This window comes from Bacillus sp. FSL R5-0593 (assembly GCF_038603755.1).
GTDB lineage: Bacteria > Bacillota > Bacilli > Bacillales > Bacillaceae > Bacillus > Bacillus velezensis.
In genome coordinates this window covers 1,707,031-1,732,054 of record NZ_CP152011.1, presented here as the reverse complement: position 1 = coordinate 1,732,054, position 25,024 = coordinate 1,707,031, and the positions used below count along the sequence as shown (strand labels likewise).

The 25,024-nt window shown below is 45.2% G+C and carries 29 protein-coding genes; all 29 read right to left on the bottom strand.

The annotated features are described in order from the left end of the window. Positions 1-26: 26 nt before the first annotated feature. The 29 genes from flhB to dprA all read right to left on the bottom strand — a co-directional run bounded on the left by flhB (position 27) and on the right by dprA (position 24,969). Positions 27-1,106 (bottom strand): flagellar biosynthesis protein FlhB, encoded by a 1,080-nt coding sequence (gene flhB / locus NYE36_RS08715; RefSeq protein WP_007409787.1) that lies wholly within the window; start codon positions 1,104-1,106, stop codon positions 27-29. After that, positions 1,106-1,885 (bottom strand): flagellar biosynthetic protein FliR, encoded by a 780-nt coding sequence (gene fliR / locus NYE36_RS08710; RefSeq protein ID WP_012117557.1) that lies wholly within the window; start codon positions 1,883-1,885, stop codon positions 1,106-1,108. The genes flhB and fliR overlap by 1 nt, the downstream gene beginning before the upstream one ends. A 6-nt stretch (positions 1,886-1,891) precedes the next feature. Then, complete coding sequence (fliQ, locus tag NYE36_RS08705) at positions 1,892-2,161, bottom strand: flagellar biosynthesis protein FliQ (RefSeq protein WP_003154234.1); 270 nt, start codon at positions 2,159-2,161, stop codon at positions 1,892-1,894. A 14-nt stretch (positions 2,162-2,175) separates the two neighbouring features. Continuing rightward, complete coding sequence (gene fliP, locus NYE36_RS08700) at positions 2,176-2,841, bottom strand: flagellar type III secretion system pore protein FliP (protein ID WP_007409786.1); 666 nt, start codon at positions 2,839-2,841, stop codon at positions 2,176-2,178. Then, positions 2,834-3,487, bottom strand: a complete 654-nt coding sequence (gene fliZ / locus NYE36_RS08695) for a flagella biosynthesis regulatory protein FliZ (RefSeq protein WP_020955822.1) — start codon at positions 3,485-3,487, stop codon at positions 2,834-2,836. The genes fliP and fliZ overlap by 8 nt, the downstream gene beginning before the upstream one ends. A 14-nt stretch (positions 3,488-3,501) precedes the next feature. Then, positions 3,502-3,864: a chemotaxis protein CheY gene (gene cheY / locus NYE36_RS08690; RefSeq protein ID WP_003154238.1), complete on the bottom strand. Its 363-nt coding sequence runs from the start codon at positions 3,862-3,864 to the stop codon at positions 3,502-3,504. Positions 3,865-3,890: 26 nt separating this feature from the next. Then, positions 3,891-5,027 (bottom strand): flagellar motor switch phosphatase FliY, encoded by a 1,137-nt coding sequence (fliY, locus tag NYE36_RS08685; RefSeq protein ID WP_064115457.1) that lies wholly within the window; start codon positions 5,025-5,027, stop codon positions 3,891-3,893. Beyond that, positions 5,017-6,015: a flagellar motor switch protein FliM gene (gene fliM, locus NYE36_RS08680; RefSeq protein ID WP_003154240.1), complete on the bottom strand. Its 999-nt coding sequence runs from the start codon at positions 6,013-6,015 to the stop codon at positions 5,017-5,019. The genes fliY and fliM overlap by 11 nt, the downstream gene beginning before the upstream one ends. Before the next feature lie 33 nt (positions 6,016-6,048). Beyond that, positions 6,049-6,468 carry a flagellar basal body-associated protein FliL gene (gene fliL / locus NYE36_RS08675; RefSeq protein WP_003154241.1) on the bottom strand — a complete coding sequence of 140 codons (420 nt, stop codon included), beginning with the start codon at positions 6,466-6,468 and terminating at the stop codon, positions 6,049-6,051. After that, positions 6,465-6,680: a flagellar FlbD family protein gene (locus tag NYE36_RS08670; protein WP_003154243.1), complete on the bottom strand. Its 216-nt coding sequence runs from the start codon at positions 6,678-6,680 to the stop codon at positions 6,465-6,467. Before NYE36_RS08670 ends, fliL begins: the two co-directional genes overlap by 4 nt. A gap of 39 nt (positions 6,681-6,719) precedes the next feature. Next, entirely contained in the window at positions 6,720-7,496 is a 777-nt protein-coding gene (gene flgG / locus NYE36_RS08665) for a flagellar basal body rod protein FlgG (protein WP_007409783.1), read from the bottom strand. Positions 7,497-7,520: 24 nt separating this feature from the next. Then, positions 7,521-7,961, bottom strand: coding sequence for a flagellar hook assembly protein FlgD (flgD, locus tag NYE36_RS08660; protein ID WP_015239855.1), 441 nt, complete (start codon positions 7,959-7,961; stop codon positions 7,521-7,523). After that, positions 7,962-9,305: a flagellar hook-length control protein FliK gene (locus NYE36_RS08655; protein WP_064115458.1), complete on the bottom strand. Its 1,344-nt coding sequence runs from the start codon at positions 9,303-9,305 to the stop codon at positions 7,962-7,964. Between the two features lie 6 nt (positions 9,306-9,311). Then, a complete protein-coding gene (locus NYE36_RS08650; protein ID WP_113766246.1) occupies positions 9,312-9,926 on the bottom strand; it encodes a MotE family protein in 615 nt (204 codons plus the stop codon). Positions 9,927-9,937: 11 nt separating this feature from the next. Continuing rightward, a complete protein-coding gene (fliJ, locus tag NYE36_RS08645) occupies positions 9,938-10,381 on the bottom strand; it encodes a flagellar export protein FliJ (protein ID WP_003154253.1) in 444 nt (147 codons plus the stop codon). Positions 10,382-10,386: 5 nt separating this feature from the next. Beyond that, entirely contained in the window at positions 10,387-11,703 is a 1,317-nt protein-coding gene (fliI, locus tag NYE36_RS08640; protein ID WP_015417467.1) for a flagellar protein export ATPase FliI, read from the bottom strand. Next, positions 11,700-12,455: a flagellar assembly protein FliH gene (fliH, locus tag NYE36_RS08635; protein WP_015239852.1), complete on the bottom strand. Its 756-nt coding sequence runs from the start codon at positions 12,453-12,455 to the stop codon at positions 11,700-11,702. The genes fliI and fliH overlap by 4 nt, the downstream gene beginning before the upstream one ends. After that, positions 12,448-13,464, bottom strand: coding sequence for a flagellar motor switch protein FliG (gene fliG / locus NYE36_RS08630; RefSeq protein ID WP_003154256.1), 1,017 nt, complete (start codon positions 13,462-13,464; stop codon positions 12,448-12,450). The genes fliH and fliG overlap by 8 nt, the downstream gene beginning before the upstream one ends. Before the next feature lie 12 nt (positions 13,465-13,476). Beyond that, entirely contained in the window at positions 13,477-15,087 is a 1,611-nt protein-coding gene (gene fliF / locus NYE36_RS08625; RefSeq protein WP_199022520.1) for a flagellar basal-body MS-ring/collar protein FliF, read from the bottom strand. Between the two features lie 42 nt (positions 15,088-15,129). Further along, positions 15,130-15,450, bottom strand: a complete 321-nt coding sequence (fliE, locus tag NYE36_RS08620; protein ID WP_007409777.1) for a flagellar hook-basal body complex protein FliE — start codon at positions 15,448-15,450, stop codon at positions 15,130-15,132. A gap of 10 nt (positions 15,451-15,460) precedes the next feature. Continuing rightward, positions 15,461-15,913 (bottom strand): flagellar basal body rod protein FlgC, encoded by a 453-nt coding sequence (gene flgC, locus NYE36_RS08615; protein WP_007409776.1) that lies wholly within the window; start codon positions 15,911-15,913, stop codon positions 15,461-15,463. After that, a complete protein-coding gene (gene flgB / locus NYE36_RS08610; protein WP_003154260.1) occupies positions 15,913-16,302 on the bottom strand; it encodes a flagellar basal body rod protein FlgB in 390 nt (129 codons plus the stop codon). The genes flgC and flgB overlap by 1 nt, the downstream gene beginning before the upstream one ends. Positions 16,303-16,655: 353 nt before the next feature. Continuing rightward, on the bottom strand, positions 16,656-17,435 hold the full coding sequence (gene codY, locus NYE36_RS08605; protein WP_003154263.1) for a GTP-sensing pleiotropic transcriptional regulator CodY: 780 nt from the start codon (positions 17,433-17,435) through the stop codon (positions 16,656-16,658). Positions 17,436-17,472: 37 nt separating this feature from the next. After that, positions 17,473-18,885, bottom strand: a complete 1,413-nt coding sequence (gene hslU, locus NYE36_RS08600; RefSeq protein WP_254894347.1) for an HslU--HslV peptidase ATPase subunit — start codon at positions 18,883-18,885, stop codon at positions 17,473-17,475. Positions 18,886-18,892: 7 nt separating this feature from the next. Then, positions 18,893-19,438 (bottom strand): ATP-dependent protease subunit HslV, encoded by a 546-nt coding sequence (gene hslV, locus NYE36_RS08595; RefSeq protein ID WP_241458200.1) that lies wholly within the window; start codon positions 19,436-19,438, stop codon positions 18,893-18,895. A 15-nt stretch (positions 19,439-19,453) separates the two neighbouring features. Then, positions 19,454-20,371, bottom strand: coding sequence for a tyrosine recombinase XerC (xerC, locus tag NYE36_RS08590; RefSeq protein WP_007409774.1), 918 nt, complete (start codon positions 20,369-20,371; stop codon positions 19,454-19,456). A gap of 69 nt (positions 20,372-20,440) precedes the next feature. Then, positions 20,441-21,748 (bottom strand): FADH(2)-oxidizing methylenetetrahydrofolate--tRNA-(uracil(54)-C(5))-methyltransferase TrmFO, encoded by a 1,308-nt coding sequence (gene trmFO / locus NYE36_RS08585; RefSeq protein ID WP_012117550.1) that lies wholly within the window; start codon positions 21,746-21,748, stop codon positions 20,441-20,443. Positions 21,749-21,812: 64 nt separating this feature from the next. Further along, complete coding sequence (topA, locus tag NYE36_RS08580; RefSeq protein ID WP_342496888.1) at positions 21,813-23,888, bottom strand: type I DNA topoisomerase; 2,076 nt, start codon at positions 23,886-23,888, stop codon at positions 21,813-21,815. Between the two features lie 181 nt (positions 23,889-24,069). Further along, complete coding sequence (gene dprA / locus NYE36_RS08575; protein ID WP_094032435.1) at positions 24,070-24,969, bottom strand: DNA-processing protein DprA; 900 nt, start codon at positions 24,967-24,969, stop codon at positions 24,070-24,072. Between the last annotated feature and the right edge of the window lie 55 nt (positions 24,970-25,024).

Here is a 25,024-nt window from a genome sequence, read left to right as displayed (position 1 = left end):
TTCTCTCCTTTTGAATCTGAAATTCACTATACTTTTTGTTTCGTTTTATATACATAAGCCAAAATTTCCGCAATGACTTTGAAAAACTCTTCCGGCACAGCCTGGTCAATGTCAACCTGATCATATAACGCACGCGCGAGCGGCCTGTTTTCAATCGTCATGACATCGTGTTCTTTGGCGATCTGTCTGATTTTTAATGCGAGATGGTCGACCCCTTTTGCAACAATGTAAGGGGCGTCCATTTTCTTTTCATCATATTTTAAAGCTATCGCATAATGGGTCGGGTTGGTAATGATGACATCCGCTTTCGGCACTTCCTGCATCATCCGCCTCATCGCCATTTCCCGCTGCTTCTGCTTAATTTTGGACTTGATAATCGGATCACCCTCCGATTTTTTGTATTCATCTTTTATATCCTGCTTTGACATTCTGATATTTTTCTCATAATCAAAACGCTGATATAAGTAATCAAGCCCGGCCAGCAGCATTAAAGCCCCTGATCCCGCAAGCCCCATCCAAAGCGTGAGCTTGGAAACGAAAGTGAGCACTTCCGCAGGCGTTAAAAGCGGAAGGCGAAGAATATCGCCATAATGCAGCCAAAGCACCATAAAGGCGGCAAAACCGACCACAGTAATCTTCAAAATGGATTTGACCAGTTCAACAATCGCCCTCATGCTGTAAATCCGCTTAAATCCTTTCAGCGGGCTGAGCTTATTCAAGTCAGGCTTGAGGACTTCCGCAGAAAACAGAAAACCCACCTGCATGTAATTGCTCACGACACCTGCCACAAGCGCGACCAGCATAATCGGCGCGAGAATGAGGCTGATATCTTTCACCGTATCCACGAACAGTTCATGCACGGCAGATGCTGACAGATGTAAAGATATCGATTTCGTATAAAACGTTTTAATAAAGGACAGCAGCCTGTCTCGCATATAAGGACCGAGCGCGATCAGCGAAAGAAAGATAATCAGTAAAGAAACGGCTGTATTCACATCCGTACTTTTCGCGACCTGTCCTTTCTTTCTTGTATCCTTCCGTTTTTTCGGCGTGGCTTTCTCCGTTTTTTCACCGGCAAAGAATTGCAGATTCAGTCTGAGCCTCATCATGTCACACCGACCAATGCCAATAGATTCCGCATGGTTTCAACGGTAAGGCTGAAGATGTTGCGGACAACGACAAACATCACCGCCATACAAACGATCAGCATAATAAAGCTCACGGCTATTTTCAGAGGAAGCCCGACAACGAAAACATTCAGCTGCGGCACCGTTCTCGCCACGATACCGAGCGCCAAATCAACTAAAAACAGACTGGCCACAACCGGCGCAGACATTTGAAAAGCGATAATAAACATGGCATTGAAGCTTTTTGCGATAAAAAGTCCAAAGTGATCATTTCCAAACGACGGAAATGCCTGATCAAGCGGGATATACTGAAAGCTGTAATAAATCCCGTCCAATAAAAGATAATGGGCGTTTATGCTGAGCATAAATAACAGCGCCAGCGTATAAACGAATTGTCCGATCAGCGGGCTTTGCGTTCCTGATTGCGGATCAATGACATTGGCGATGGAAAAGCCCATCTGAAAATCAATAAAGGAACCTGCTATCTGAATGGCTGTCATCATCATGAAAGCGATCAGCCCGAGGCTCAAGCCCACAACGGCCTCTTTTATGACAAGCAGCATATACTGTTCCCCTATTTCTATTTCCGGCGCATGTTTCAGCGTGCTGAAGCAGATCACCGAAAGAAAAAAAGCAAAGCCGATTCGGTGAACCGCCGGCAGATTCCGATGTCCGAACACCGGCACCGTTACAAAAAAAGCAGAGATTCTGATAAAGACCAATAAAAAAGCGGGAAATAAATCAATGATGGAATTCATTTGATTCTACCCTGCAAATCGGTTCAGATGAGAAAACAGATCAGTTGTGAACGAAAGAATCGTCGACAGCATCCAAGGACCGAAAAAGATCAGTCCAAGCATCACCGCCACGATTTTCGGAATGAACGCAAGCGTCTGTTCCTGGATTTGAGTTGTCGCTTGAAAGATACTGACGAGCAAACCGACAATCAGCGCGATCGCAAGCAGCGGCCCGCTGATCATTAGTGTTACATATACGGCTTTTTCCGCCATGGAAATTACAAATTCTGAACTCACAATTAGCACCTACCCTAAAAGCTGTCAAGCAAAGATTTCACGATTAAATACCATCCATCGACCAAAACGAAAAGCAATATTTTAAAGGGCAGAGAGATCATAACCGGCGGTAGCATCATCATTCCCATTGACATTAAGACGCTCGCCACGACCATATCGATAATTAAAAACGGAATAAAAATCATAAAGCCCATTTGAAAAGCGGTTTTGAGTTCTGATATCGCATAAGCGGGCACCATCGTCGTCAAAGGAATATCCTGAATCGATTCAGGTTTTTTCATTTTGGCATAGTTCATAAACAGCGCCAGATCCTTCTGCCTTGTATGCTTGCTCATATACTCTTTAATCGGCTTCTCGGCTTTTGTATATGCTTCATCGAGACTGATTTTATTGTCCATCAGCGGCGTTAAGGCTTCCTTATTAATCTCTGAAAAAGTCGGCGCCATAATAAAAAACGTCAAAAACAGCGCAAGGCCGATTAAAACCTGGTTGGGAGGCATGTTCTGCGTCGCCAGTGAGGTTCTCACAAAAGACAGGACGATGACGATTCTCGTAAAGCAGGTCATCAAAATCAGAATCCCCGGCGCCACTGAAAAGACAGTCAAAAGCAGCAGTAATTTAACAGTGGAGCTGACTTCGGTCGGACTGCTTGAATTAAAAAGATTAATAAATTCATTCATGATGATAAGGGCCTTTCTTCTTTCCTTCAGAACGGCTTTGTTTCAGCTCGTTCAGCTGTTCTTTCAGCGCTTTTGAAAACGACGGAAGCATCGTTTGCGGCTTTTTTTCTCCATCCTTACGCCGATTTACGAGCTTGGTCCATTCCACTTTTGAAGACATCGACTCTTCGTATTGGCTCAGAATCGCCTCGCGCTCTTTTTCATCTTCAATTTCTTTTAAAAGCTGTATCGTTTCGCCCACACCGACTACGAGAACACTGTTTCCCACTTTAATCAGCTGCACGGAACGGTTTTGGCCGACTGACGTTCCGCCGATATTTTCTACATATTGAAACGGCTTCAGCAGACGGTTTCTTCTATTCATCAGTTTGACAAATCCATAGATCAGCAGAATGACGAATAATAACGCCCCAATCATCTTTACAAAATCAAAAGCGGAGACAGAAGATGCAGAAGCATCCCCTATCTCTTGATCAGCCGTTTGTTTCGATGTATCGCTTTTTTTCTCTGTTTTGTTTGTTGATTGTTTGTCAAACCATTCGTTGACGGTGGAATTGTCAGACTCCGCCGCAAAAGCAGGGAACGGATGTACATTGAGTAAAACGAAACAACAAATCAAAGCTAGTAAACCATGACTCTTTTTCAACAGTCGTACACCCTTTAGCTTAATGTTTTATTAATAGCTTCAAGCACGCGGTCCGCTTGGAACGGTTTCACGATAAAGTCTTTTGCGCCGGCTTGAATCGCGTCAATAACCATTGACTGCTGGCCCATAGCCGAACACATGATGATTTTCGCCTGCGGATCGATTTGTTTAATTTCCTTTAAAGCTGTAATCCCGTCCATTTCAGGCATTGTAATATCCATTGTCACAAGGTCGGGGGAATGCTCTTTGAATTTTTCGACTGCCTGCGCTCCGTCTGAAGCTTCAGCTACAACGTCAAAACCGTTCTTCACTAAAATATCTTTGATCATCATTCTCATAAATGCTGCATCGTCTACAATTAAAATTCTGTGTGCCATAATCTGTTTCTCTCCTCTATGTTCGCTTATTTTAAATTGTTAAGGCGGTCTGCCTGACTTAAAATATCAGTGACTCTCACGCCGAAGTTTTCTTCTATGACAACGACCTCGCCCTTTGCCACGATCCGCTGGTTGACCAGAATGTCAACAGGTTCACCAGCCAGCTTGTCAAGCTCAATAATGCTTCCCGCAGAAAGTTCAAGGATTTCTTTGACGCTTCTCTTCGTTCTGCCGAGCTCAACCGTAACGGAAAGCGGAATATCCATCAGCATATCAAGGTTATTCCTTGATCCTTGCGCCGCTTCGTTATGATCAAACGCCTGGAATTCTACCGGAGCGACTTGAACAGGAGCAGCTTTTTTTGCGGTTCCCTGTCTCTTCGGAGGCTCGGGTTTTGCCTGCGGCTCCGGCTGCATGGCAGGTTCCGGCTGCGGCGTTTCGTATGTTTGCTGAGGTTCTGATACAGTTTCTGCGGCCTCTGACTCATGCTGGTCTGCAGTCATCAGGTCTGCGATCAGATCTTTCGCAAACGTAATCGGATAAAGCTGCATGATGCTCGAATCGATTAATTCGCCGACTTTCAGACGGAATGACACTTTTACGAGCAGGTCATCCTCAGGTATTCTGTCGGTCCCTTTTTCTTCCGTCACATCCAGAAGTTCAACCCTTGGCGGAGAAATGTCAATCTTTTTACTGAACACGGTCGACATTGACGTAGCAGCCGAGCCCATCATTTGATTCATTGCTTCCTGCACGGCGCTCAGGTGGATTTCACCGAGTGACGGATCGGCGCCCCGGCCGTCCCCGCCGATCATCAAATCCGCGATGATGGCCGCGTCGCTTTGTTCGACGACGAGCAAATTGCTGCCGTCAAAGCCTTCTGTGTAGTTCACTTCAATGGCAACATACGGATGAGGAAATTCATCACTGATTTTGCTTTTTGAAATGACGGTCACACTCGGGGTCGTAATGTCCACTTTTTGATTTAAAAGAGTGGACAGCGCCGTAGCCGAGCTGCCGAACGAAATATTCCCGATTTCTCCGATCGCATCGCGCTCAAGTTCAGACAAGTTCGCCCCTTGAGGCTGTTCTGTATCCTCTGACTGACTGTTTGTGCCGTTAAGAAGAGCATCGATTTCATCTTGAGATAATCTATTGTTCATCTTGTTCACCTCTTATGTCGTGATCTAAAATTTGCACTGCCTGTCTTCGATTCACCCGGCCGGCCTGCCCTAAAAACTTCGGTTTGTTTCCGACCAATACAGTAAGAGGATCAGTCACTGATTTGTCCAGAGTTATACAGTCCCCGACTTCCAAACTTAAAAATTCTTCTATTGTCAGTTCAGAAGCGCCCAAGAGAGCCACAACGGGAATTTGAGCCGTCATGATGCGCTTTTCAAGCAACTTCGTTTCTTCGGGCTTCGCTTCATTCCGGTCTGATTGCATCCAATAATGTACGGAAAGCTTAGGGATAATCGGCTCAAGTACGACATGGGGAATACAAAGATTAATGACACCGCTGATTTCACCTATCTGCGTATTGAGAGAAATGACAACGACTGTTTCATTTGGGGAAACCATCTGTACAAACTGAGGATTCACTTCAAATTCAGTCATTTCAGGGTCAATATCAGCAATCGATTGCCACGCTTCTTTGTAGTTGCCCAGTGCATTTTCAAATAAGTTAGAAATAATATTCGTTTCAATTTCCGTAAGGCTGTCAGCTTTGTTATGAGTGATGCCGATGCCTCCCATGACGCGGTCAAGCATTGCGTATGCGATGGTGGGATTAACCTCCATCATGATTCTGCCTTCCATCGGATGAACATCGAATAAATTTAAAATCGTCATGTTCGGTATGGAACGGATAAATTCTTCATACGGCACCTGGTCAACTGAGCTGACGGATATATGAATATACGTTCTGAGCTTGGCGGAAAAGTGTGTTGTGAGAAGCCTCGCAAAGTTATCATGTATCCGGGTTAAACTGCGTATCTGATCTTTCGAGAATCTGAGAGCCCGTTTAAAATCATATACCTTTACTTTCTTCTCTTTAACTTCCTTTTTCAGCTCTTCCGCATCCGCCTCACCCGTGGAAATGGCGGAAAGCAGTGCGTCTATTTCATTTTGGGAGAGAACTTCTCCTGACATTTTCTTCACCTCCGTATTCTGTCAAATTTGTTTTTATTGCAGATTAAAGGAGGTAATGTACACTTTCTGAACTTTTCCTTCTTGGAGATAGCTGTTTACTTTCTCTTTTAATGATTGTTTAAACGCTTCTCTTCCTTTATCTCCCTCAATCTCTCCGGCGCTTGTGTCAGCTAAAATGGAAATGATGTTGTCTTTCACCTGAAAATCGCGTTTTTCAAGTTCTTCCTTCGCTTTAGCCGAGTCGGTTTCAAGCTTGATGCCGATACGGATGATGCTGTCAGACTTTAAGTTTGTCGTGATATCGTCGACAGACACAGTGGCTGCAACGACTTCGTCAATTGTCGGCTTTTTATCTTTGCCGGAATGTCCGCTGACGACAAAATATGCTGCCGTTCCGAGGCCGGCAATGACAATTAAAATAATCAGCAAAATGATGACTAATTTTTTCTTCATTCTTCTTCCTCTATTCCCTGATCCAGTGAAAATATTTGTATGCTATGGTAAAACGATATGACTTTTTTGAGAACTGCTTCTTCCGGTTCTTTCACTACGAACTTTTTGCCGTTGGACAGTGTAATCGTCGTGTCGGGGAAGCACTCAATCTGTTCGATAAACAGCGCGTTCAGCGTAAAAGGCTGGCCGTTTAAACGGGTGACTTGAATCATGCAATCCGGAGAAGCGGCCTAACCGCCTCTCCTCCCTCCTTACCGTTTCAGATTAACCAGCTCCTGAAGGATTTCATCTGAAGTCGTAATGATTTTTGAGTTTGATTGGAAACCGCGCTGAGCAACGATCATTTCGGTAAATTCATCTGTCAGATCTACGTTTGACATTTCAAGATAGCCTGCCAAAAGCTTACCTGTTCCGTTTTCGCCCGGAGTGGTGACTGCGCTTGCAGCTCCTGAACTTAATGATTCTCTGTAAAGGTTGCCTCCGATTTTTTCCAGACCGGCGCTGTTAGGGAACGTGACCAGACCGATTTGTCCGGCATCATGAACCTCATCCCCTGCATCAGTGTATGTAACGGTTCCGTCTGCACCGATGCTGTAATCTTTCGCATCAGTCGGAATATTGATTTTGCCGCCGCCGATTTTTTCAAGATAGTATCCGTCAGTCGTAACAAGGTTTCCTTGATTGTCCTTTCCGAAATTCCCCGCACGTGTGTAAACAATTCCCGCACCTGTATTAATCTGAAAGTAGCCGTCTCCGTCAATGGCTAGGTCGGTTTTATTCTGTGTAGCCTGCGGGGCGCCGGTTGAATGAACAACATCAATGGAAGAAGTCGCGGCACCCAAGCCGATTTGTTTTGAATTGGTCACGTTTGAACCGCCGGCGACTGTCTGGCTGATCATATCTTTAAATGTAACGCGGCTTTTCTTAAATCCCACTGTGTTGACGTTGGCGATGTTATTGCCGATTACATCTAGTTTTGTCTGAAAGTTTTTCATGCCGCTGATACCGGAATATAATGAACGTAACATGTTAAATTCCCCCTGAGTTTCTTATTATTTAGATGTTTCGCTGACGGCCGTGACATTCCACGGACTGACCTCTTTGCCGTTTTCAAGCACGAGCACGTAATTGCCGTTTGAATGCTTGACTGAATTGACCGGGCTTGTCTGATCCTTCCCGTCGCTGTCGCTGAATGTGACATTTTTGCCGATCCAGTTCACATACATCGTAAACGGATCTTGATTTTCTACAAATTTAGTCATCGTCGTATTCATATTCATCATTTGCTCCAATGAAGAAAATGTCGCCATCTGGCTGATGAATTCTTTGTCATCAACCGGATTGAGCGGGTCCTGGTTTTGAACCTGTGTCATTAAGATCTTCAGAAATTCGTCTTTCCCTAAATTCGTGCTGCTGTTTACTGCGGCGGTGCTCTTCGCGCTTGAAGTGGTTGAAGCGCCCGCCGCGGCATAATCCGAGTTTACTGATGTCAACTATTCTTCCTCCATTTCATTGAGAGAAAGCTCCTCCAGCATATCTCCGAAATCGCCTGACTGCTGCTGGTTCTTCTGCTCTCTCTGTCCCTGATGCTGCTGTTTATTGTGATCGGCCGTCTGCCCGTAAACAGGCTGCTGATCCCCGCTTTGAAGCGGGACTGTAAAACGGTCGACCTGGACCGACATATTCGGAAGCGACTGTTTCAGCTGAGGAAGATGCTGTTCCAGCAGCTCTTTCGCGGACTGGCTGGATGCGATTATTTTGCTTTGAAACATCCCGTTTTCGTTTGTCACCTTAATTGTGACAAATCCGAGGTTCTCGGGATTAAGACGAATCGTAAAGCTTCCGGTTGTTTTCCCGAAAGGCGTGTATTTCATCTGTTTCCAGCCGCTGATGACCTGATCCGTTAACGGTTTATTTTCTGCCGGCTGCTGTTCAGCTCCTGCGGACGTTTGCTGAATGCCGGCAAGGCTTCTCGTTCCCGAAAACAGTATATGTGCAGACAATTTGCTGTCAGGCGCCTTTGCGTGAGTAACCGTGCCGCCGTTTTGCTGTTCTGTTTTCCCGGCTGACTCTTGGGATGATTCAGATGATTGAGATAACACAAAAGCTTTCAGCTCAGTTTCAGCCATATCCCATTCCTTTGTTCCCTTTTGAGAAAGGCCCGCAAGCTGCTCCGCGACGCTTTGAAAGCTCTTCAGCTCAGCGGCTGTCATGGAGTAAAGTTTAGATGCAGATTCGTTTTTCGGAAAAAATGTCTGCCGCAGGTCTTGAATCACGCGGTCTGGGACGCCTTGTTTTTTCAATGCCTCTAATAAACGGGCGCCTTCCTGGTAAACCGCCTTTGCCTGCGCGCTGTCCGGCAGTTCCTGCTGAGATGTGAAGAGCTGGGATACGGCTTCTTGAATGAAAAGCAGACCCTTCTCAAGCGCATCCTTGACGGAATCCCCGTCTTTTGCGGAAGAATCCGGCTCATCCGTTTCAGGCTTCGCCCCATGCTGTTTGCCCGCTAACATGTCTTCTACAGATTCGGCAAGCTGTTTCAATAAAGGAAGAGCTGTTTCAGCCGTCTGCTTTCCTTCAAGAGCTTTTACCGCCTCAAGCAGCTTTTTTAGCTCCAATTCTTTATCTTCCGGGCCGGCTTTCAGCCAATCACCGATTTTCGATAGGGCATCATTCAGCTCAGCGTCACTTGTTTTTGTTTCATCTCCGGGCTGCCGGGGAGAAGTGATTTCCGACAGGAGCCAGTTCTGAAATAGACCTAAGCTGTTTACATTCATCTTCACATTGCTGTTTTGCACAGTCTGCGTACGATTACCCGTTAATTCAAGCAGCTTCAACTTACATCACTCCTTATTTCCGTCAGCGGATAGTTTTTCTGTATATTTAGCCGCTTGTTCAGGAGTCATTTTCGTCAAGATTTCAGCAAGCTGCTTTTTACTTAATCCGTTTAAAATATCGAGGGCTTCTTTTTCTTTCAGCTTTACGATAATGCTTGCCGCTTTACCGCTGTCCATACTTTTATAGATGTTGATCATTTTATCTTTTCCGGCTGATTCCGCAGCGTCTTTTTTCGTTTCATCCGTCTTCGTTTTCTGCTGCTGTTCAGCTTCCTGTTTCAGTGAACGGATTTTCTGATTCAGATTATCGATTTCGGACTTGCTTGTGTCTAAATCTTTATTCAAAATGTTAATTTCACTTTTTTGTTCCTTTATGGTCTTTTCAAGAGAAGCCGTTCTGTCTGCCTTCTGCTTTTCCGCCGCGCTTTTCATTTCTTTCGTTTCGGGAACCAATTCTTTTAAAACAGGCGTTTTAGCGGCTGTTTCCTGAATCGGCTTCATCACATCAACGCCGGCAGCCCAAAGGATGATGCTTGCGACGAGGATCAGAAAAATCAGCGGGATCATGATAAAAAGCAGGATTGAACCGAACTTTCCAGATCTCTTTTCTTTATCGGCCATTTCATTCGCTCCTAATGCCCCTGAATCATAAACTGCTTGATTGAAATGTCGTCCATTTCCCTCATCTCTGCAGCTTTGTCTTCAAGTGCGAACATATTAAATTGTTTTTCCCGCATTTTTTCAAATTTCTTTACTTCAATGTTTTTTTCGGTGAGCTGTTCCTGCTTCTCATTCATTTCATTTCGTTTCATGATGACAAGCTTTTGATAATGATAGATGGTGTTCTCAAGATTGGAAACGAATTGCTGATAATGTCTCATTTCCTGAACGCTCATCCCGCATTTCAGCTTTGATTCTTTGTCTTTTTCGAGCAATTCTTTTTTGCTCATATTTTCATATAGTTTTTCAGCCACTGTCTCAAATTCAGAAACCGATTGTCTGTATTCAGTCAATGTTTGGTCTTTTTCATTTTCTTTTAATTCCAGCAGCTTTTGAAATCTGAATTGGTATGCCACGATGTTTATTCCTCTTTTCCTGTCAGACTCGTCAATGCCGCAATGCTGTCTTCCAATTGAGCAGGTTCTTCCGTTCCTTGTTTTAAAAATTGAATAAGCTGCGGATAAAACTGAATCGCTTCATCAATTTCTCTTGATGATCCTCTTTTGTAAGCTCCGATATTAATGAGATCTTCAGAGTTTTGATAAGTTGACAGAAGATCGCGGAATTTGTTGGCCGCCTCTTTGTGCGCTGTGTCTGAAATATTAGACATGACCCTGCTGATGCTTTTCAGGATGTTCACGGCCGGGAACTGCCCTTTGTTGGCAAGCGCCCGATCGAGAACGATATGCCCGTCTAATATTCCGCGCACCGTATCGGCAATCGGTTCGTTCATGTCATCTCCGTCTACGAGAACCGTATAAAAAGCGGTTATCGTTCCTTGTTCATTCGCGCCCGTTCTTTCCAGCAAACGGGGCAAAATAGCGAACACAGAAGGTGTATATCCTTTTGTTGTCGGCGGTTCTCCCGCTGCCAGGCCGATTTCCCGCTGAGCCATCGCGACCCTCGTGACAGAGTCCATCATGAACATCACATTCCGGCCTTTATCGCGGAAGTACTCTGCAATGGCGGTGGCCGTATACGCCGCTTTCAAACGCATTAAGGCAGGCTGATCAGAGGTCGCGACTACGACTATCGAGCGTTTCAGGCCTTCTTCGCCTAAATCCTTCTCGATGAATTCACGCACCTCGCGCCCCCGTTCCCCGACGAGTGCGATAATGTTTAAATCAGCTTCAGTCTGCTTCGCGATCATTCCCATCAGGGTGCTTTTTCCGACTCCGCTTCCGGCAAAAATCCCGATTCTCTGCCCTTTTCCTACCGTCAGCAGACTGTCAATCGATCTTACGCCGACACCCATCTTTTCCCGTATCGGCGGGCGTTTCATCGGGTTTGGCGGCGGCTGTTCCGTCGAAACGGGGGACAAACCTTTCGGGAGCGCCCGGCCGTCAAGAGGTTCGCCGAACGCGTCGACAACTTGTCCGATTAAACCCGCGCCTACTTTGATGCGGAGCGACTCCCCAGTGGCCTCCACAATGCTGCCCGGCGCGATGCTGGCCGCTTCCAGATAAGGCATTAACAGAATGTTTTCATCTTGGAAGCCTACAACCTCAGCTTTAATCGCTTTTTTCGCATGGCCTTTCGGATAAATGAGACAAACATCTCCGATTGAGCTTTCGGGCCCTTTTGATTCAATCATCAGCCCGATGACCCGTTTAACCTTGCCGTAGCGCTTGTACGGATCCGCTGTTTCAATTGAGTCTATTAAATACTGTGTCTTCATTGCTCCGCTCCCGCCTCAAGCGCCGTTAAAAGCTTTTGCTTTAATTGCATCAGCTGGGTGTCTATGCCTGCATCAACACGTCCGAACGGAGTTTCTATCGAGCACGTTCCCTTCGCGGCTTTTTCATCGGCATATAAGCTTAATCTGCATTCTTTGTATAACAGCTGCTGAATTTCGTCCATATGCTGATGAACCGTCTCATAATATTCAGGGTCCACATAGATGGAGATGTCATCATAATCTTTCACTTCGGCTACTACCTGTTTGACCAGCAGAAGGAAAGCCTCTTTATCATCACTTTTTTGCCGCCATACTTTTTTAGCGAGCGCAACGGAAAGCTCAATGATTTCTTCCTCAGCGCTTTCCAGTTTTTCCTCGACTGACTGTCTCGCCATTTCCATAACGGCATTGGCCCGGCTGATGAGATTGGCGTATTCAGCTTGAGCCTCGGCTTTTCCCAATGCCATGCCTTCTTCATATCCTTCTGCCTTTGCTTCTTCTATCAATCTTTGTTTTTCTTCCGCCCAGCGGTTTTTCTCTTCTTCAATCTGCAGAAGAGTGTGCTCTAATTGATTTTTCGCTTCTTCAGACACCCTGTCGGCTTCTGCTTTGGCAAAAGCCATGAGAGCCTCCGGATTTTCGGGTTCCTCCCGGTCTGGATGGGAATGTGTTTTCCTGACTTCCTGCAAGGAAAGCTTGCGCCGTTTTTGTTCAGGAGAAAATGATGATTGCTGTTTAATGATATTAGACAATAATATCGTCTCCTCCGCCTCGCGCGATTACAATTTCTCCGGCTTCTTCCAGCTTGCGGACGACGCCCACGATTCTTGATTGCGCCTCTTCCACATCACGCAAACGCACAGGCCCCATAATTTCCATTTCCTCTTTAAACGTTTCAACCATACGCTGTGACATATTGCTGAAGACGATTTCTTTGACTTCCTCGCTCGCAACCTTCAATGAAAGCAGGAGGTCGTCGTTTTCAACGTCTCTGATCACGCGCTGAATCGCACGGTTATCAAGGGTGACAATATCTTCAAAGACAAACATCCGTTTTTTGATTTCATCCGCCAACTCAGGATCTTGGATTTCTAATGAATCAAGGATCGTTTTTTCCGTTCCTCTGTCTACGCCGTTTAACACTTCAACAACGGCTTCTATGCCGCCGGTCTGCGTATAATCCTGCGTAAAGGAGGAGGACAGCTTTTGTTCAAGGACCCGCTCCACTTCATTTATGATTTCAGGAGACGTTCTGTCCATAACCGCAATCCTTCTTGCCACCTCAGCCTGAACGTCCGGGTTCAGCTCAGACAAAATCTGTCCGGCCTGCACCGGGTCAAGGTAGGATAAAATCAGCGCCATCGTTTGCGGATGTTCCTGCTGAATGAAATTTAAAATCTGTTCGGGCTCCGCTTTTCTCGCGAAATCAAACGGCTTTACCTGCAAAGAAGAGGTGAGCCTGTTTAAAATGCTTACCGCTTTGTCTTCTCCGAGCGCTTTTTCAAGCACTTGGCGGGCGTAATTTAAACCGCCTTGTGAAATATAGTCCTGAGCGATTGCGATATTATGAAATTCTTCAATGATTTCATCTTTTCTTTGATGATCGACGCTTCTGACTCCCGAAATCTCGAGTGTCAATCTTTCAATTTCTTCTTCAGACAAATGCTTGTACACAGAAGCTGATACATCAAGGCCTAAGGAAATCATGAGGATGGCTGCTTTTTGTTTTCCTGTAAGCTTGTTCTGATCACGTTTCGCCATTTTCCATTCCCCCTAATCCTCGTCCAGCCAGCTTCGAAGCAATTTAGCAAAGTCTTCCGGTTTTTCTTTAGCCATTTTTTCAAGCTGTTTTCGTCTGACTGTTTCTTCCGTTTCAATTTTCTCTTCGTTGATATCAGGCAATCGAACCGGCTCGGGCGGTGTTTCATATTCATATTCTTCGTATTCATCCTCTTGTGAGCGTTTCTTTCTGATGAGGAGAATAATAAGCAGAATAATGGCCGCAAGCAGTACGCCGCCTGTAATGTATACCCAGATCGGAAGACTTGAAGATTGTGCCGAATCTGTGTTCAGGCTTGTTTTTCCGTCAAACGGCTGAACGGATACAACGATTTTATTATTGATATCATTGTCTGTCAGGTTTTGATTTTGCGTTTCGTTTTTATCAAGAGACGTTCTGACGACCGTTCCTAAAATCTTCTGTATATCAGCCTGTCTCTGTGCTGATAAGGAAGCGGCATTTTTCGGATTAGGCGGCTCCACCATGACCTGAATGCCTAAATCACGCACTTTATACGGGCTTTCAGCGATTTCTTTATGAATGCGGTTGACTTCATAGTTGATTTTATTGCTGCTTTTTTCGTAGTCCCCGCTGTTTGAACCGCCGTTTGTCTCGGCATAGTTCGCGGTGTCATTGCTTCCCGTTCCGGCCGTGCCGCCGTTGGCCGCGCCGTCGCCTTTATACGTTTCCGCAACTTTTTCGGCGCTTACCGCTATGCCTTCCATGTTATCTTTATCGACAGGTTCGACAGTGTCTTCAGTGCGTTTTTCCTTCGTGAAGTCAACATCCGCCGTCACGGAAACAACGACCTTATCCTGTCCCATCATTGTGCCGAGCAGTGACTGAACATGTTTTTGAATGTCCTTTTCGACCTGCGACTTAATACCTTGCTGAGAAGCATAACTGTCAGAAACGGCCCCTGCACCGCTGTCACTTTTGTCATAATATGTAGAATTTTGATCCATTATGACGATATTATCTTCTTTTAAGTTCGGAACACTTTTAGAAACGAGGTGGTACAGCCCGTTGATCTGGTTTTGATCAAGCGAGTAGCCCGGTTTCATCTGCAAAACGATTGATGCGGACGCTGCCGGCTGATCTTCACCGACGAACACGGCTTCTTTCGGCATATTGATCATGACCTTCGAGCTTTTAATACCGTCCATTTCATTTATCAGGTTTGACAATTCGGTCTGAGTCGCCTCAACCTTTAAAACGTCAAACTCATTATCCGTCAGGCCGAAGCCCGCATTTTGTCCGAAAAACGAATAATCAATTGATCCCGTTTTCGGCAGGCCTTCCGCGGCAAGCTGGACTTTAAGCGAATCCACTTGGCTCTCAGGAACCTTAATGACCGTGCCGCCGTCAGCAAGTTCAGAAGACACCTTTTTCGTATCGAGCTCTTCTTTAATCTTCCCCGCTTCTTCCGCGGACAAATCTTTATAAAGAGGCACCATCTTTTCAGACGAAGTAAAAATAATAACGACGATGAGTAAAATAATGAATGCGGCCAAGCCGCTTACCATGAGTATCTTCTGTGTTTTTGATCTGTTGTTCCAAAACGCTGCCGTTTTGGTTTTCATTTGCATTAGAGTACGATTCATGTTAACCCCCGGTCATTCCAGTCATTCTCTTCAATCTGACCACTACATCTGCATTCTCATGATTTCCTGATAGGCTTCCACGGCTTTATTGCGGAATTCGGTAGCGGCCGTCAGAGAAATATTTGCTTTTTGGGCAGCGATCATGACCTCGTCAAGGTTTACATCCTTTCCTGCAGCCAGTTCGTTCGTTATTTGGTCAGATTTTACTTGTGACTCATTTAACGAATCAATAGAGTTTTTTAAAAGCTCCGAAAAGCTTGTTTGGTTTGAAGAATCAGTTTTTTGAGTTTGGTTTAATTGATTCGTTACGTTTTGAGTATTTTGGGTTTGTTGAAGCTGAAAAGGAGTAATAGCGTTAACCACTTACATCACCTTACTTTCCGATTTCTAACGCCTTCAAAAGCATGCCTTTGGAGGCGTTTAATGCAGTTACGTTTGCTTCATATGATCTCGAGCTGCTGACAAGATCCACCATTTCCTTTAATGGATCTACATTTGGTTTTTGTACATATCCGTCTTTATTCGCATCAGGATTCTCCGGATCATAAACGAGATTAAAAGCGGACGGGTCTTCCGTAACACCCGATACCTTTACGCCACTTCCCGCGCTTCCTGTTCCGTTCATCTTGGAATGTAAAAGGGACGAAAATGATTCGCCTCCGGATTGGAGAGATACCAGCTTTCTTCTGTAAGGCACCCATTCGCCATTTACCTGCTTCGCTCTCGTTGTATCCATATTGGCCAGGTTGGACGATACGACGTCCATCCGGACACGCTGTGCAGTTAAAGCGGAACCCGAAATATTTAAGCTTTGAAAGCCACTCATTATTTTCCTCCTGTCAAGACGGTTTTCAGAGAATTGAATTTGCCGCTCATTCTTTCAACCAAAGCCTGATAATTAATTTGGTTTTCGGCTAAATCTGTCATTTCTTTGTCGATATCGACATTGTTTCCGTTTTGCTGGTACGATGTATCACTGCTGGACACGATAGAATAATCGTCCCCCGAACCCGTAAAGTCAACGTGCCGATAGTCGGTTTTTACAGCCTCAAGATTGGATGTTTCCTGATCTAACAAATTTCGGAAAGAGACTTTTTTTGCCTTGTAGTTCGGTGTATCTATATTGGCGATATTATTAGTTAAGACTTTTTGCTTAATGTCCGCTCTCCCCAAGGCATTCTCAAGATTTTGTATAGTTCCAGAAAATAAGTCCAAATCCACTTACCTCCATTTCAGATATTTTTCTCCTAAAAATCCTTGTCGAGAATTGTAAAACCATATGCTTATTGTAAGAAATAACAGGCTTAAAGTCTATGAAGTTAGGCTAAAAAAAAGTGCTCAATTATATCTATTTTGCATGTAGGTATTAAGTCCTAGAATATTTGTACTACAAGGATTTGTTTAATATAAGACTGAAAATAGCCCAATTTCTGTTTCTTCCTCCTTTTTTCACACAGCAAGATGGATTATCTCAGATCAGATTCCAATAAGCAACTTTAAACTGCAACTTTTCACCTATTGTCCATAAAAAAAGCAGAACCCCCATTTTCAGGGATCCTGCTTTTGTCTTAATGAGATTTAAGGTTTTCCAATTCAATAAGGAATTTGTTGTTCAGAACTTTAATGTACGTCCCCTTCATTCCCAGTGATCTGGATTCAATGACGCCTGCGCTTTCCAGCTTTCTCAGCGCATTAACGATTACTGAACGCGTAATGCCGACACGGTCCGCAATCTTACTTGCCACAAGCAAGCCTTCGTTTCCGTCAAGCTCTTCAAAGATATGCTCAATCGCTTCAAGTTCACTGTAAGACAGAGAACTGATCGCCATTTGAACAACCGCTTTGCTTCGCGCCTCTTCTTCGATTTCTTCCGCTTTTTCTCTTAAAATCTCCATTCCTACAACGGTTGCTCCGTATTCAGCAAGAATGAGATCATCATCTTCAAATTGATCCTGCAGACGGGACAGAATGAGCGTGCCCAGTCTCTCTCCTCCGCCGATGATCGGCACGATCGTTGTTAAGCCCGCTTGGAACAGGTCTCTGTTTTCCACAGGAAAAGCCGTGTATTCGCTGTTGATATCAAGGTTTGAAGACGTCTCCGGAACATTGAACAGATTTCTCGTGTACTCTTCCGGGAACTGGCGGTCTTCAAGCATTTTTTTCATGCGGTCATTTTCAATCTGCTGATTAATAGAGTAGCCCAAAAGCTTTCCTCTGCGGCTGACGACGAAAATATTAGAATCAATGACGTCACGAAGCGTTTCAGCCATTTCTTTAAAGTTTACGGGTTTGCCTGCCGCAGCCTGCAGCATGCTGTTAATAATTCGTGTTTTTTGTAGTAAAGCCATGATAAATAATCCTCCTAGAATTCCTCTTATTAAATTTTCACAATATAAATTGACTTAGATCTTTGTTGTTTGCAATCGTTCCGAGCTTTTCTTCAACGTATTGCGGCGTGATGGCGACTTTTTCCATCGTCACGTCCGGCGCTTCAAACGACAGGTCTTCCAAGAGACGTTCCAATATCGTGTGAAGCCTTCTCGCTCCGATGTTGTCCGTATCCTGATTCACATGATAAGCCACTTCGGCGATCTTACGAATAGCTTCGTCAGAAAATTCAAGAGATATACCTTCTGTCTGCAATAAAGCCTGATATTGTTTTAACAGCGCGTTATCGGGTTCGACGAGAATCTTCACAAAATCATCTACCGTCAGCTTGCTCAATTCTACACGAATCGGAAAGCGGCCCTGCAGCTCCGGAATCAAATCAGACGGTTTGGCCATATGGAATGCCCCGGCTGCGATAAACAGCACGTGATCTGTTTTGACGGAGCCGTATTTCGTGACGACGGTAGATCCTTCGACAATCGGAAGGATATCTCTTTGAACGCCTTCTCTCGATACATCTGCTGATGAAGAAGCCCCTCCGTTTTTTGCGATTTTATCTATTTCGTCAATAAAGATAATGCCGCCCTCTTCAGCTCTTAACACGGCCTCTTGGCCGACTTCATCCATATCGATTAATTTGCCTGCCTCTTCATTGGTCAGAACCTTCCTTGCTTCTCTGACCGTCATTTTGCGGCGTTTTTTCTTTTTTGGCACCAGATTGCTCAGCGCATCCTGCATATTCATGCCCATCTGCTCCATCCCGGAGCCTTGCAGCATGTCAAACATCGACGGCTGCTGCTCTTCCACCTCTACGGAGACGTAATGGTCTTCGAGCTCTCCCAATGCGAGCTGATGCGCCATGCGCTTTCTTTTCTCTTCAAGGCTTGCTTCTTCCTGCTGGTCGGCTTCATCATCATTTGCCGCCTGGCTTCCTCCGAAAAGCATTTCAAACGGATTTTTCACACCCGCTTGTTTTTTCTTTCCCGGAACGAGAAGCCGCACTATACGTTTGTTTGCATTTTCTTCAGCCTGTTCTTTCACTTCGCTGATTTTTTCTTCTTTAATGAGCCGCACGGATGTCTCAACGAGGTCTCTGACCATTGATTCGACATCTCTGCCTACATAGCCGACTTCTGTAAATTTTGTCGCTTCAATTTTTATAAATGGCGCACCGGTAAGCTTGGCGATCCGTCTGGCGATCTCTGTTTTCCCCACCCCGGTCGGGCCCATCATCAGGATGTTTTTGGGGACGATCTCGTCTCTCAGTTTTTCATCAAGAAGACTTCTGCGATAGCGGTTTCTTAATGCCACGGCGACAGCTTTTTTCGCATCCTGCTGTCCTACAATGTATTGATCCAACCGATCTACGATTTGTCTCGGTGTTAACGGTTTGTTTTCCATGCGCCTCAAGTCCTTTCTATTCAAGTTCTTCCAAAATGATCTGATCGTTTGTGTACACACAAATCTCGCCCGCGATTTTCAAAGCGGCTTTTGCAATATCTTTGGCGGACAGATTCTTTCCGGCATAGGTTTTCAGCGCTCTTCCTGCTGACAGAGCGTAGTTTCCGCCGGAGCCGATTGCCAAAATGCCGTCATCCGGCTCAATCACTTCACCTGTTCCCGATACGAGAAGCAAGGTATCCTGGTTCATGACAATCAGCATGGCTTCCAGCTTGCGCAGCACTTTATCGCTGCGCCATTCTTTCGCAAGCTCAACCGACGCACGTTTTAAATTGCCGTTGTATTCTTCAAGCTTCGCCTCAAACATTTCAAAAAGTGTGAAAGCGTCTGCAACAGATCCCGCAAATCCGGCCAGAACCTTTCCGTTAAACAGCTTTCTCACTTTTCTCGCGGTATGTTTCATGACTACAGCCTGACCGAATGTGACCTGGCCGTCTCCTGACATAGCGCTTTTCCCGTTATGCTGGACGGCAAAAATCGTTGTCGCATGAAAAGATGACATGAGAAGGGCCTCCTTTTAATTTTCTTTAAAAGCTCTCGGGTGGTGGGACATATATGTGTTTCTCAGCATTTCCTTCGATACATGTGTGTATATCTGCGTAGAAGACAGATTGGAATGGCCCAAAAGCTCCTGGACGCTTCTTAAATCAGCCCCTTCATTCAGCAGATGAGTCGCAAACGTGTGCCGAAGCATATGCGGGTGTATATGTAAAGTGCCGGATGCTTTTTTTACAAGCCCGCTTAAAATATACCGGATTCCTCTGGCGGTCAGCGGGCCGCCTCTTTGATTGACAAACAGCACATCATGAGGCTCTTTTGCTTTTTCAAGCAGGCACTGCCTTCCGCTGTTGATATACAGCTCCAGCGCATCACGGGCATATGAGCCGAACGGGATATAGCGCTGCTTCTTGCCTTTCCCGTGAACGAGCACCGTATCCATGAACAGGTCAAGATCGCCGACAGTGAGCGTACAACACTCACTGACCCTCATTCCGGTCGCATAAAGAAGCTCAAGCAGGGCCTGATCGCGCATCCCTGACGGCTGACTTCTGTCTGAAACAGCGAATAGTTCCTCAAGTTCTTTTTCATAAAGAAACTTCGGAATCCGTTTCTCTTGTTTCGGCAGATGAACAAGCTGAAACGGATTCTCTTCAACAAGCTTTTCCCTCATTAAAAATTTATAGAAGCTTCTCAAAGCTGAAATTTTCTTGCTGATTGTTTTTCTTGACAGGCCTTTTTCATAAGCCTCCGTCAAAAATATTCTCACATCATGATATGCAGCTTCTTTCATTCCATTTATATTTTGAGCATGCAGAAACATCCCAAATTCTTCAATCGAATTAACATAATTCACAATAGTATATTGTGAATAATTTTTTTCAATTTGTAAATATTCAACGAATAACTTTAAAAAAAAGTTAACATTCTCAGTCATTATGAAGACCTCCCTCTCCGAAGGGCTTTTAAATGGTATCATATAATGCATCGAAGTTGCAATGAAAAGCTATATCGTTTTCGAAATAGTTTGAATAGTCTCAATTGCGCGTTTAGCGTATTCTTCATTTCGTTCTTTTTTGTTTTTAATTTTTACAGGTAATTCTTTTAAGAGGCCGAAGTTTGCATTCATCGGCTGGAAGTTCTTCTGATTTGTCGTCGTAATGTAGTGAGCCATGCTTCCGATCGCCGTCTCCTGCGGGAATGTCACAAGATCCTGACCGAGCACAAGTTTGGCGGCATTGATTCCCGCTACAAGACCTGAAGCGGCAGATTCAACATAACCCTCTACACCGGTCATTTGGCCCGCGAAAAACAGATCGTTCCGCTGTTTAAATTGATATGTCGGGTTCAAAAGGCTCGGCGAGTTGATAAATGTGTTTCTGTGCATGACGCCGTATCTGACGATATCAACATTTTCAAGGCCGGGGATCAGTTTAAGCACTTCTTTTTGGTCTCCCCATTTTAAATGTGTCTGAAAACCTACAATATTATAAAGCGTTCCCGCCGCATCATCCTGTCTGAGCTGAACGACTGCATAAGGGCGCTTGCCTGTTTTCGGATCTTCCAGTCCGACCGGTTTCATCGGTCCGAACAGCATTGTTTTCTTGCCTCTTTTCGCCATGACTTCAATCGGCATGCAGCCTTCAAAGAAGATTTCTTTCTCGAATTCTTTTAAAGGAACCGTCTCAGCCGTCGTCAATGCTTCATAGAAACGGTCAAACTCTTCCTCTGTCATCGGGCAGTTTAAGTATGCCGCTTCTCCCTTGTCATAACGGGATTTTAAGTACACTTTCTCCATATCGAGGCTGTCTTTTTCGACAATCGGCGCCGCCGCGTCATAAAAATACAGATACTCTTCTCCCGTGAGCTCTTTCAGCTGCTGTGAAAGCGATTCTGACGTAAGCGGTCCGGTCGCGATAACAGTCGGGCCTTCCGGAATCTCTGTTACTTCCTCAGTAAGAACCGTTACGTTCGGATGGTTTTTCACGAGATCCGTCACGCTTTGCGCAAATTCATGACGGTCAACGGCAAGCGCTCCCCCGGCCGGAACCGAGCATTTATCAGCAGATTGAATGATTGCCGAGTCAAGCGCCCGCATTTCTTCTTTTAATACGCCTACCGCATTGGCGAGTGTATTTGAACGGAGGGAGTTGCTACATACCAGTTCGGCGAATTTATCAGTATGATGGGCTGCCGTCTGCCTGACGGGCCGCATTTCATATAGTTTCACTTGAATTCCTCGTTTTGCAAGCTGCCATGCCGCTTCACTTCCGGCAAGGCCTGCTCCGATTACATTAACTGTTTGCTGGTTCATTTCTTTTCATCTCCTGTTGTTTGTCCCTTCCACACAAAGAAGGTGAGCAAGGCTCTGCTCACCGCTACTTCTGTGGTTCTTCCTTATAATCGCATTCGACGCATTGGACTTGTATGCCTTTTTTAAGCTTTTTCTCTACGAGCATATTTTCACATTTCGGGCATTTTCGTTCAATCGGTTTGTCCCAAGATACGAAGTCGCATTCAGGATAACGGTCACAGCCGTAAAAGATGCGTTTCTTTTTTGATTTTCGTTCGACAATGTTTCCTTCATGACACTTAGGACATTTTACGCCGATTTGTTTGACAATCGGTTTTGTATTCCGGCAGTCAGGGAAATTGGAGCACGCCATAAATTTGCCGTATCGGCCCATTTTATAAACCATCCGGGAGCCGCATAACTCACAATCTTCATCGGCGTATTCAGGTTCAATTTCCACTTCTTTCATTTCGGCTTCCGCTTTTTTCACGCGTTTTTCGAAATCAGTATAGAAGCTGTCAATGATTTGAACCCATTCTGTCTGGCCATCTTCAACATGGTCAAGATCTCTTTCCATTTTAGCCGTGAATTCAACGTTAATGATTTCCGGGAAAAACTCCATGATAAGATCCAGCACGATCTGCCCAAGCTCAGTCGGCACAAACCGTTTATTGTCTAATCCCACGTAACCGCGGCGCTGGATGGTGTCAAGAGTCGGCGCATATGTCGAAGGACGGCCGATCCCCAGTTCTTCAAGCGTTTTAACCAGGCGCGCCTCTGTATAACGCGGAGGCGGCTGAGTAAAGTGCTGCTCAGGCTCAATATCTTTCGATAAAACCGTGTCTCCCTCTTTAAGGTCCGGAAGCATGCGGTCTTTTTCTTCCAGCTGATCGTCTTTACCCTCTACATAGACTTTCATGAAGCCGGCGAATTTGACTTTACTTCCGTTTGCCCGGAATGTCAATCCGTTATTGCTGAGATCGACGCTCATCGTATCAAGGACGGCAGGCGCCATCTGGCTTGCAACAAAGCGCTCCCAAATCAGCTTGTATAATCTGAGCTGGTCTCTTCCAAGCACCGCTTTTAAGTCGGCAGGTTTTCTGAGCACCGAAGTCGGGCGGATCGCTTCGTGGGCATCTTGAGCGTTTTCATTTTTCTTTGCCGGTTTCCGTTTTCCCGCTAAGTACTCTTTTCCGTACGCCTGATCAATAAAAGCTGACGCTTCTTCAACGGCTGTATGGGAAATCCGCGTTGAGTCCGTTCTCATATACGTGATGAGCCCGACTGTCCCTTCTTTGCCGAGATCAATTCCTTCATATAATTGCTGCGCGATCATCATCGTTTTCTTCGCTCTGAAATTCAGCTTTCTTGCAGCCTCCTGCTGCAGAGTGGACGTTGTAAACGGCAGAGCGGGATTTCGTTTGCGCTCTTTTTTCGTAACCTTGTCAACTGTATACTTATTGCCTTTCAGCTGAGCAAGGATGGCTTTTACGTCTTCTTCGCTTTTTAAAGGAAGCTTTTTGCCGTTTTTCCCGAAAAATCCGGCTTCAAACGTCTCTTTTCCCTTTAAAAATGAGCCGGTAATCGTCCAGTACTCTTCAGGTTTAAAGTCATTGATTTCCTTTTCCCGGTCGATGATCAGCCGGAGCGCAACGGATTGCACACGGCCCGCACTGAGGCCTTTTTTTACTTTTTTCCAAAGAATCGGGCTGATTTTGTATCCGACGAGTCTGTCTAGTATGCGGCGCGCCTGCTGCGCATCGACAAGATCCATATTAATCATGCGCGGATGTTTAAATGATTCTTTAATGGCGTCTTTCGTTATTTCATTAAAGACGACCCGGCAGTCCGAGCTGAGATCCAGATCAAGACTGTGTGCGAGGTGCCATGCAATCGCTTCCCCTTCTCTGTCGGGGTCGGCCGCGAGATAGACTTTTTTTGCTTTCTTTGCCGCTGTTTTTAATTCTTTTAAAACAGGGCCTTTTCCGCGGATCGTAATATATTTCGGTTCAAAGTTCTGTTCGATGTCAACTCCCATTTGACTTTTCGGAAGATCCCGGACATGTCCCATTGAAGCTTTGACTTTATATTTCTTCCCTAAATAACGTTCAATCGTTTTCGCCTTTGCCGGCGATTCCACGATGACTAGATAATCAGACATTTTCATCCCCCTCAAGAGGTGTTCTCTCTCTTTTCAAGTATCAATTCATTTTAGAGCTGCCTTTTTATGGCTTTCAACATTTCATTCTTTATGATGAACGTCATTTTATACATGAAAATAATGTGCAACTTTAAATCCTCACTATTATTAAATATTACAATACCGTTTGTCAAACGATATTTCAAAAGGGTTCCGTATACTGAACGCATCGGGCGGTCAGCTCTCCGTCAATATCCTCTGCGCATAATACAGCTTTCGCCCCTTCTTGAATGAGTTTTATAGGTCCTCCGGAATATGGATTAAATATGGAACCCGGAACGGCAAATACCTCTCTGCCTTGGTCGAGAGCCTGGTAAGCTGTGATTAATGAACCGCTTTTTTCTTTTCCCTGCACGACCACAATTCCTTCACTTAGTCCGCTGATTATGCGGTTTCTCATCGGAAAGTGCCATTTTTTCGGCTTTGTTTCAGGAGGATGTTCTGAGAGTAGGAGATGGTGTTCAGCCATGTATTCTGCTAACAGGAGATTTTCCCGGGGATAGATGTGATGGAATCCGCCGGCTATCACGCCGATCGTAAGCCCTTTTGCCCTGATGCTCGCCTTATGAGACAATCCGTCTATACCGGATGCAAGCCCGCTTACAATGACCCAGCCTTTTTTTGAGAGTTCGGCGGAAAGATGCCCAACCGCTTTTATTCCGTCTTCCGTCGGTTTCCGCGTTCCTACAACCCCGATTTTTCTGCCTTTTTCAAGAAGCAGCGTGTTCCCTTTTGCATACAAGACAGCCGGCGGATCATAAATCGCTTTAAGCCATGTTGGATAGCGGCTTGATGAAATCGGAATGACAGTAATGCCTTCGCGGCGGTAATCGGACAGAACTTCATCAAGTTTCGGATCCTTGCGCTCTATTTCCCGAAAAATTGCTTCCGGGGCTGTTTTCCCTTCTGATAAAACAGTTAATGGATGCGGATCCGGTAAAAAAGACAGAGAATGATCAGCTTTCCACCATTTTAATAGAAGAGACGGGGAAATGATTTGATTAATACTGCAGACCATTAAACAGCGCGATGCTTGATCCAAATCTGGAAACCTCCTCTTTTTTTCAGCAAAAACAGGAACAGCCGTTACGGCTGCC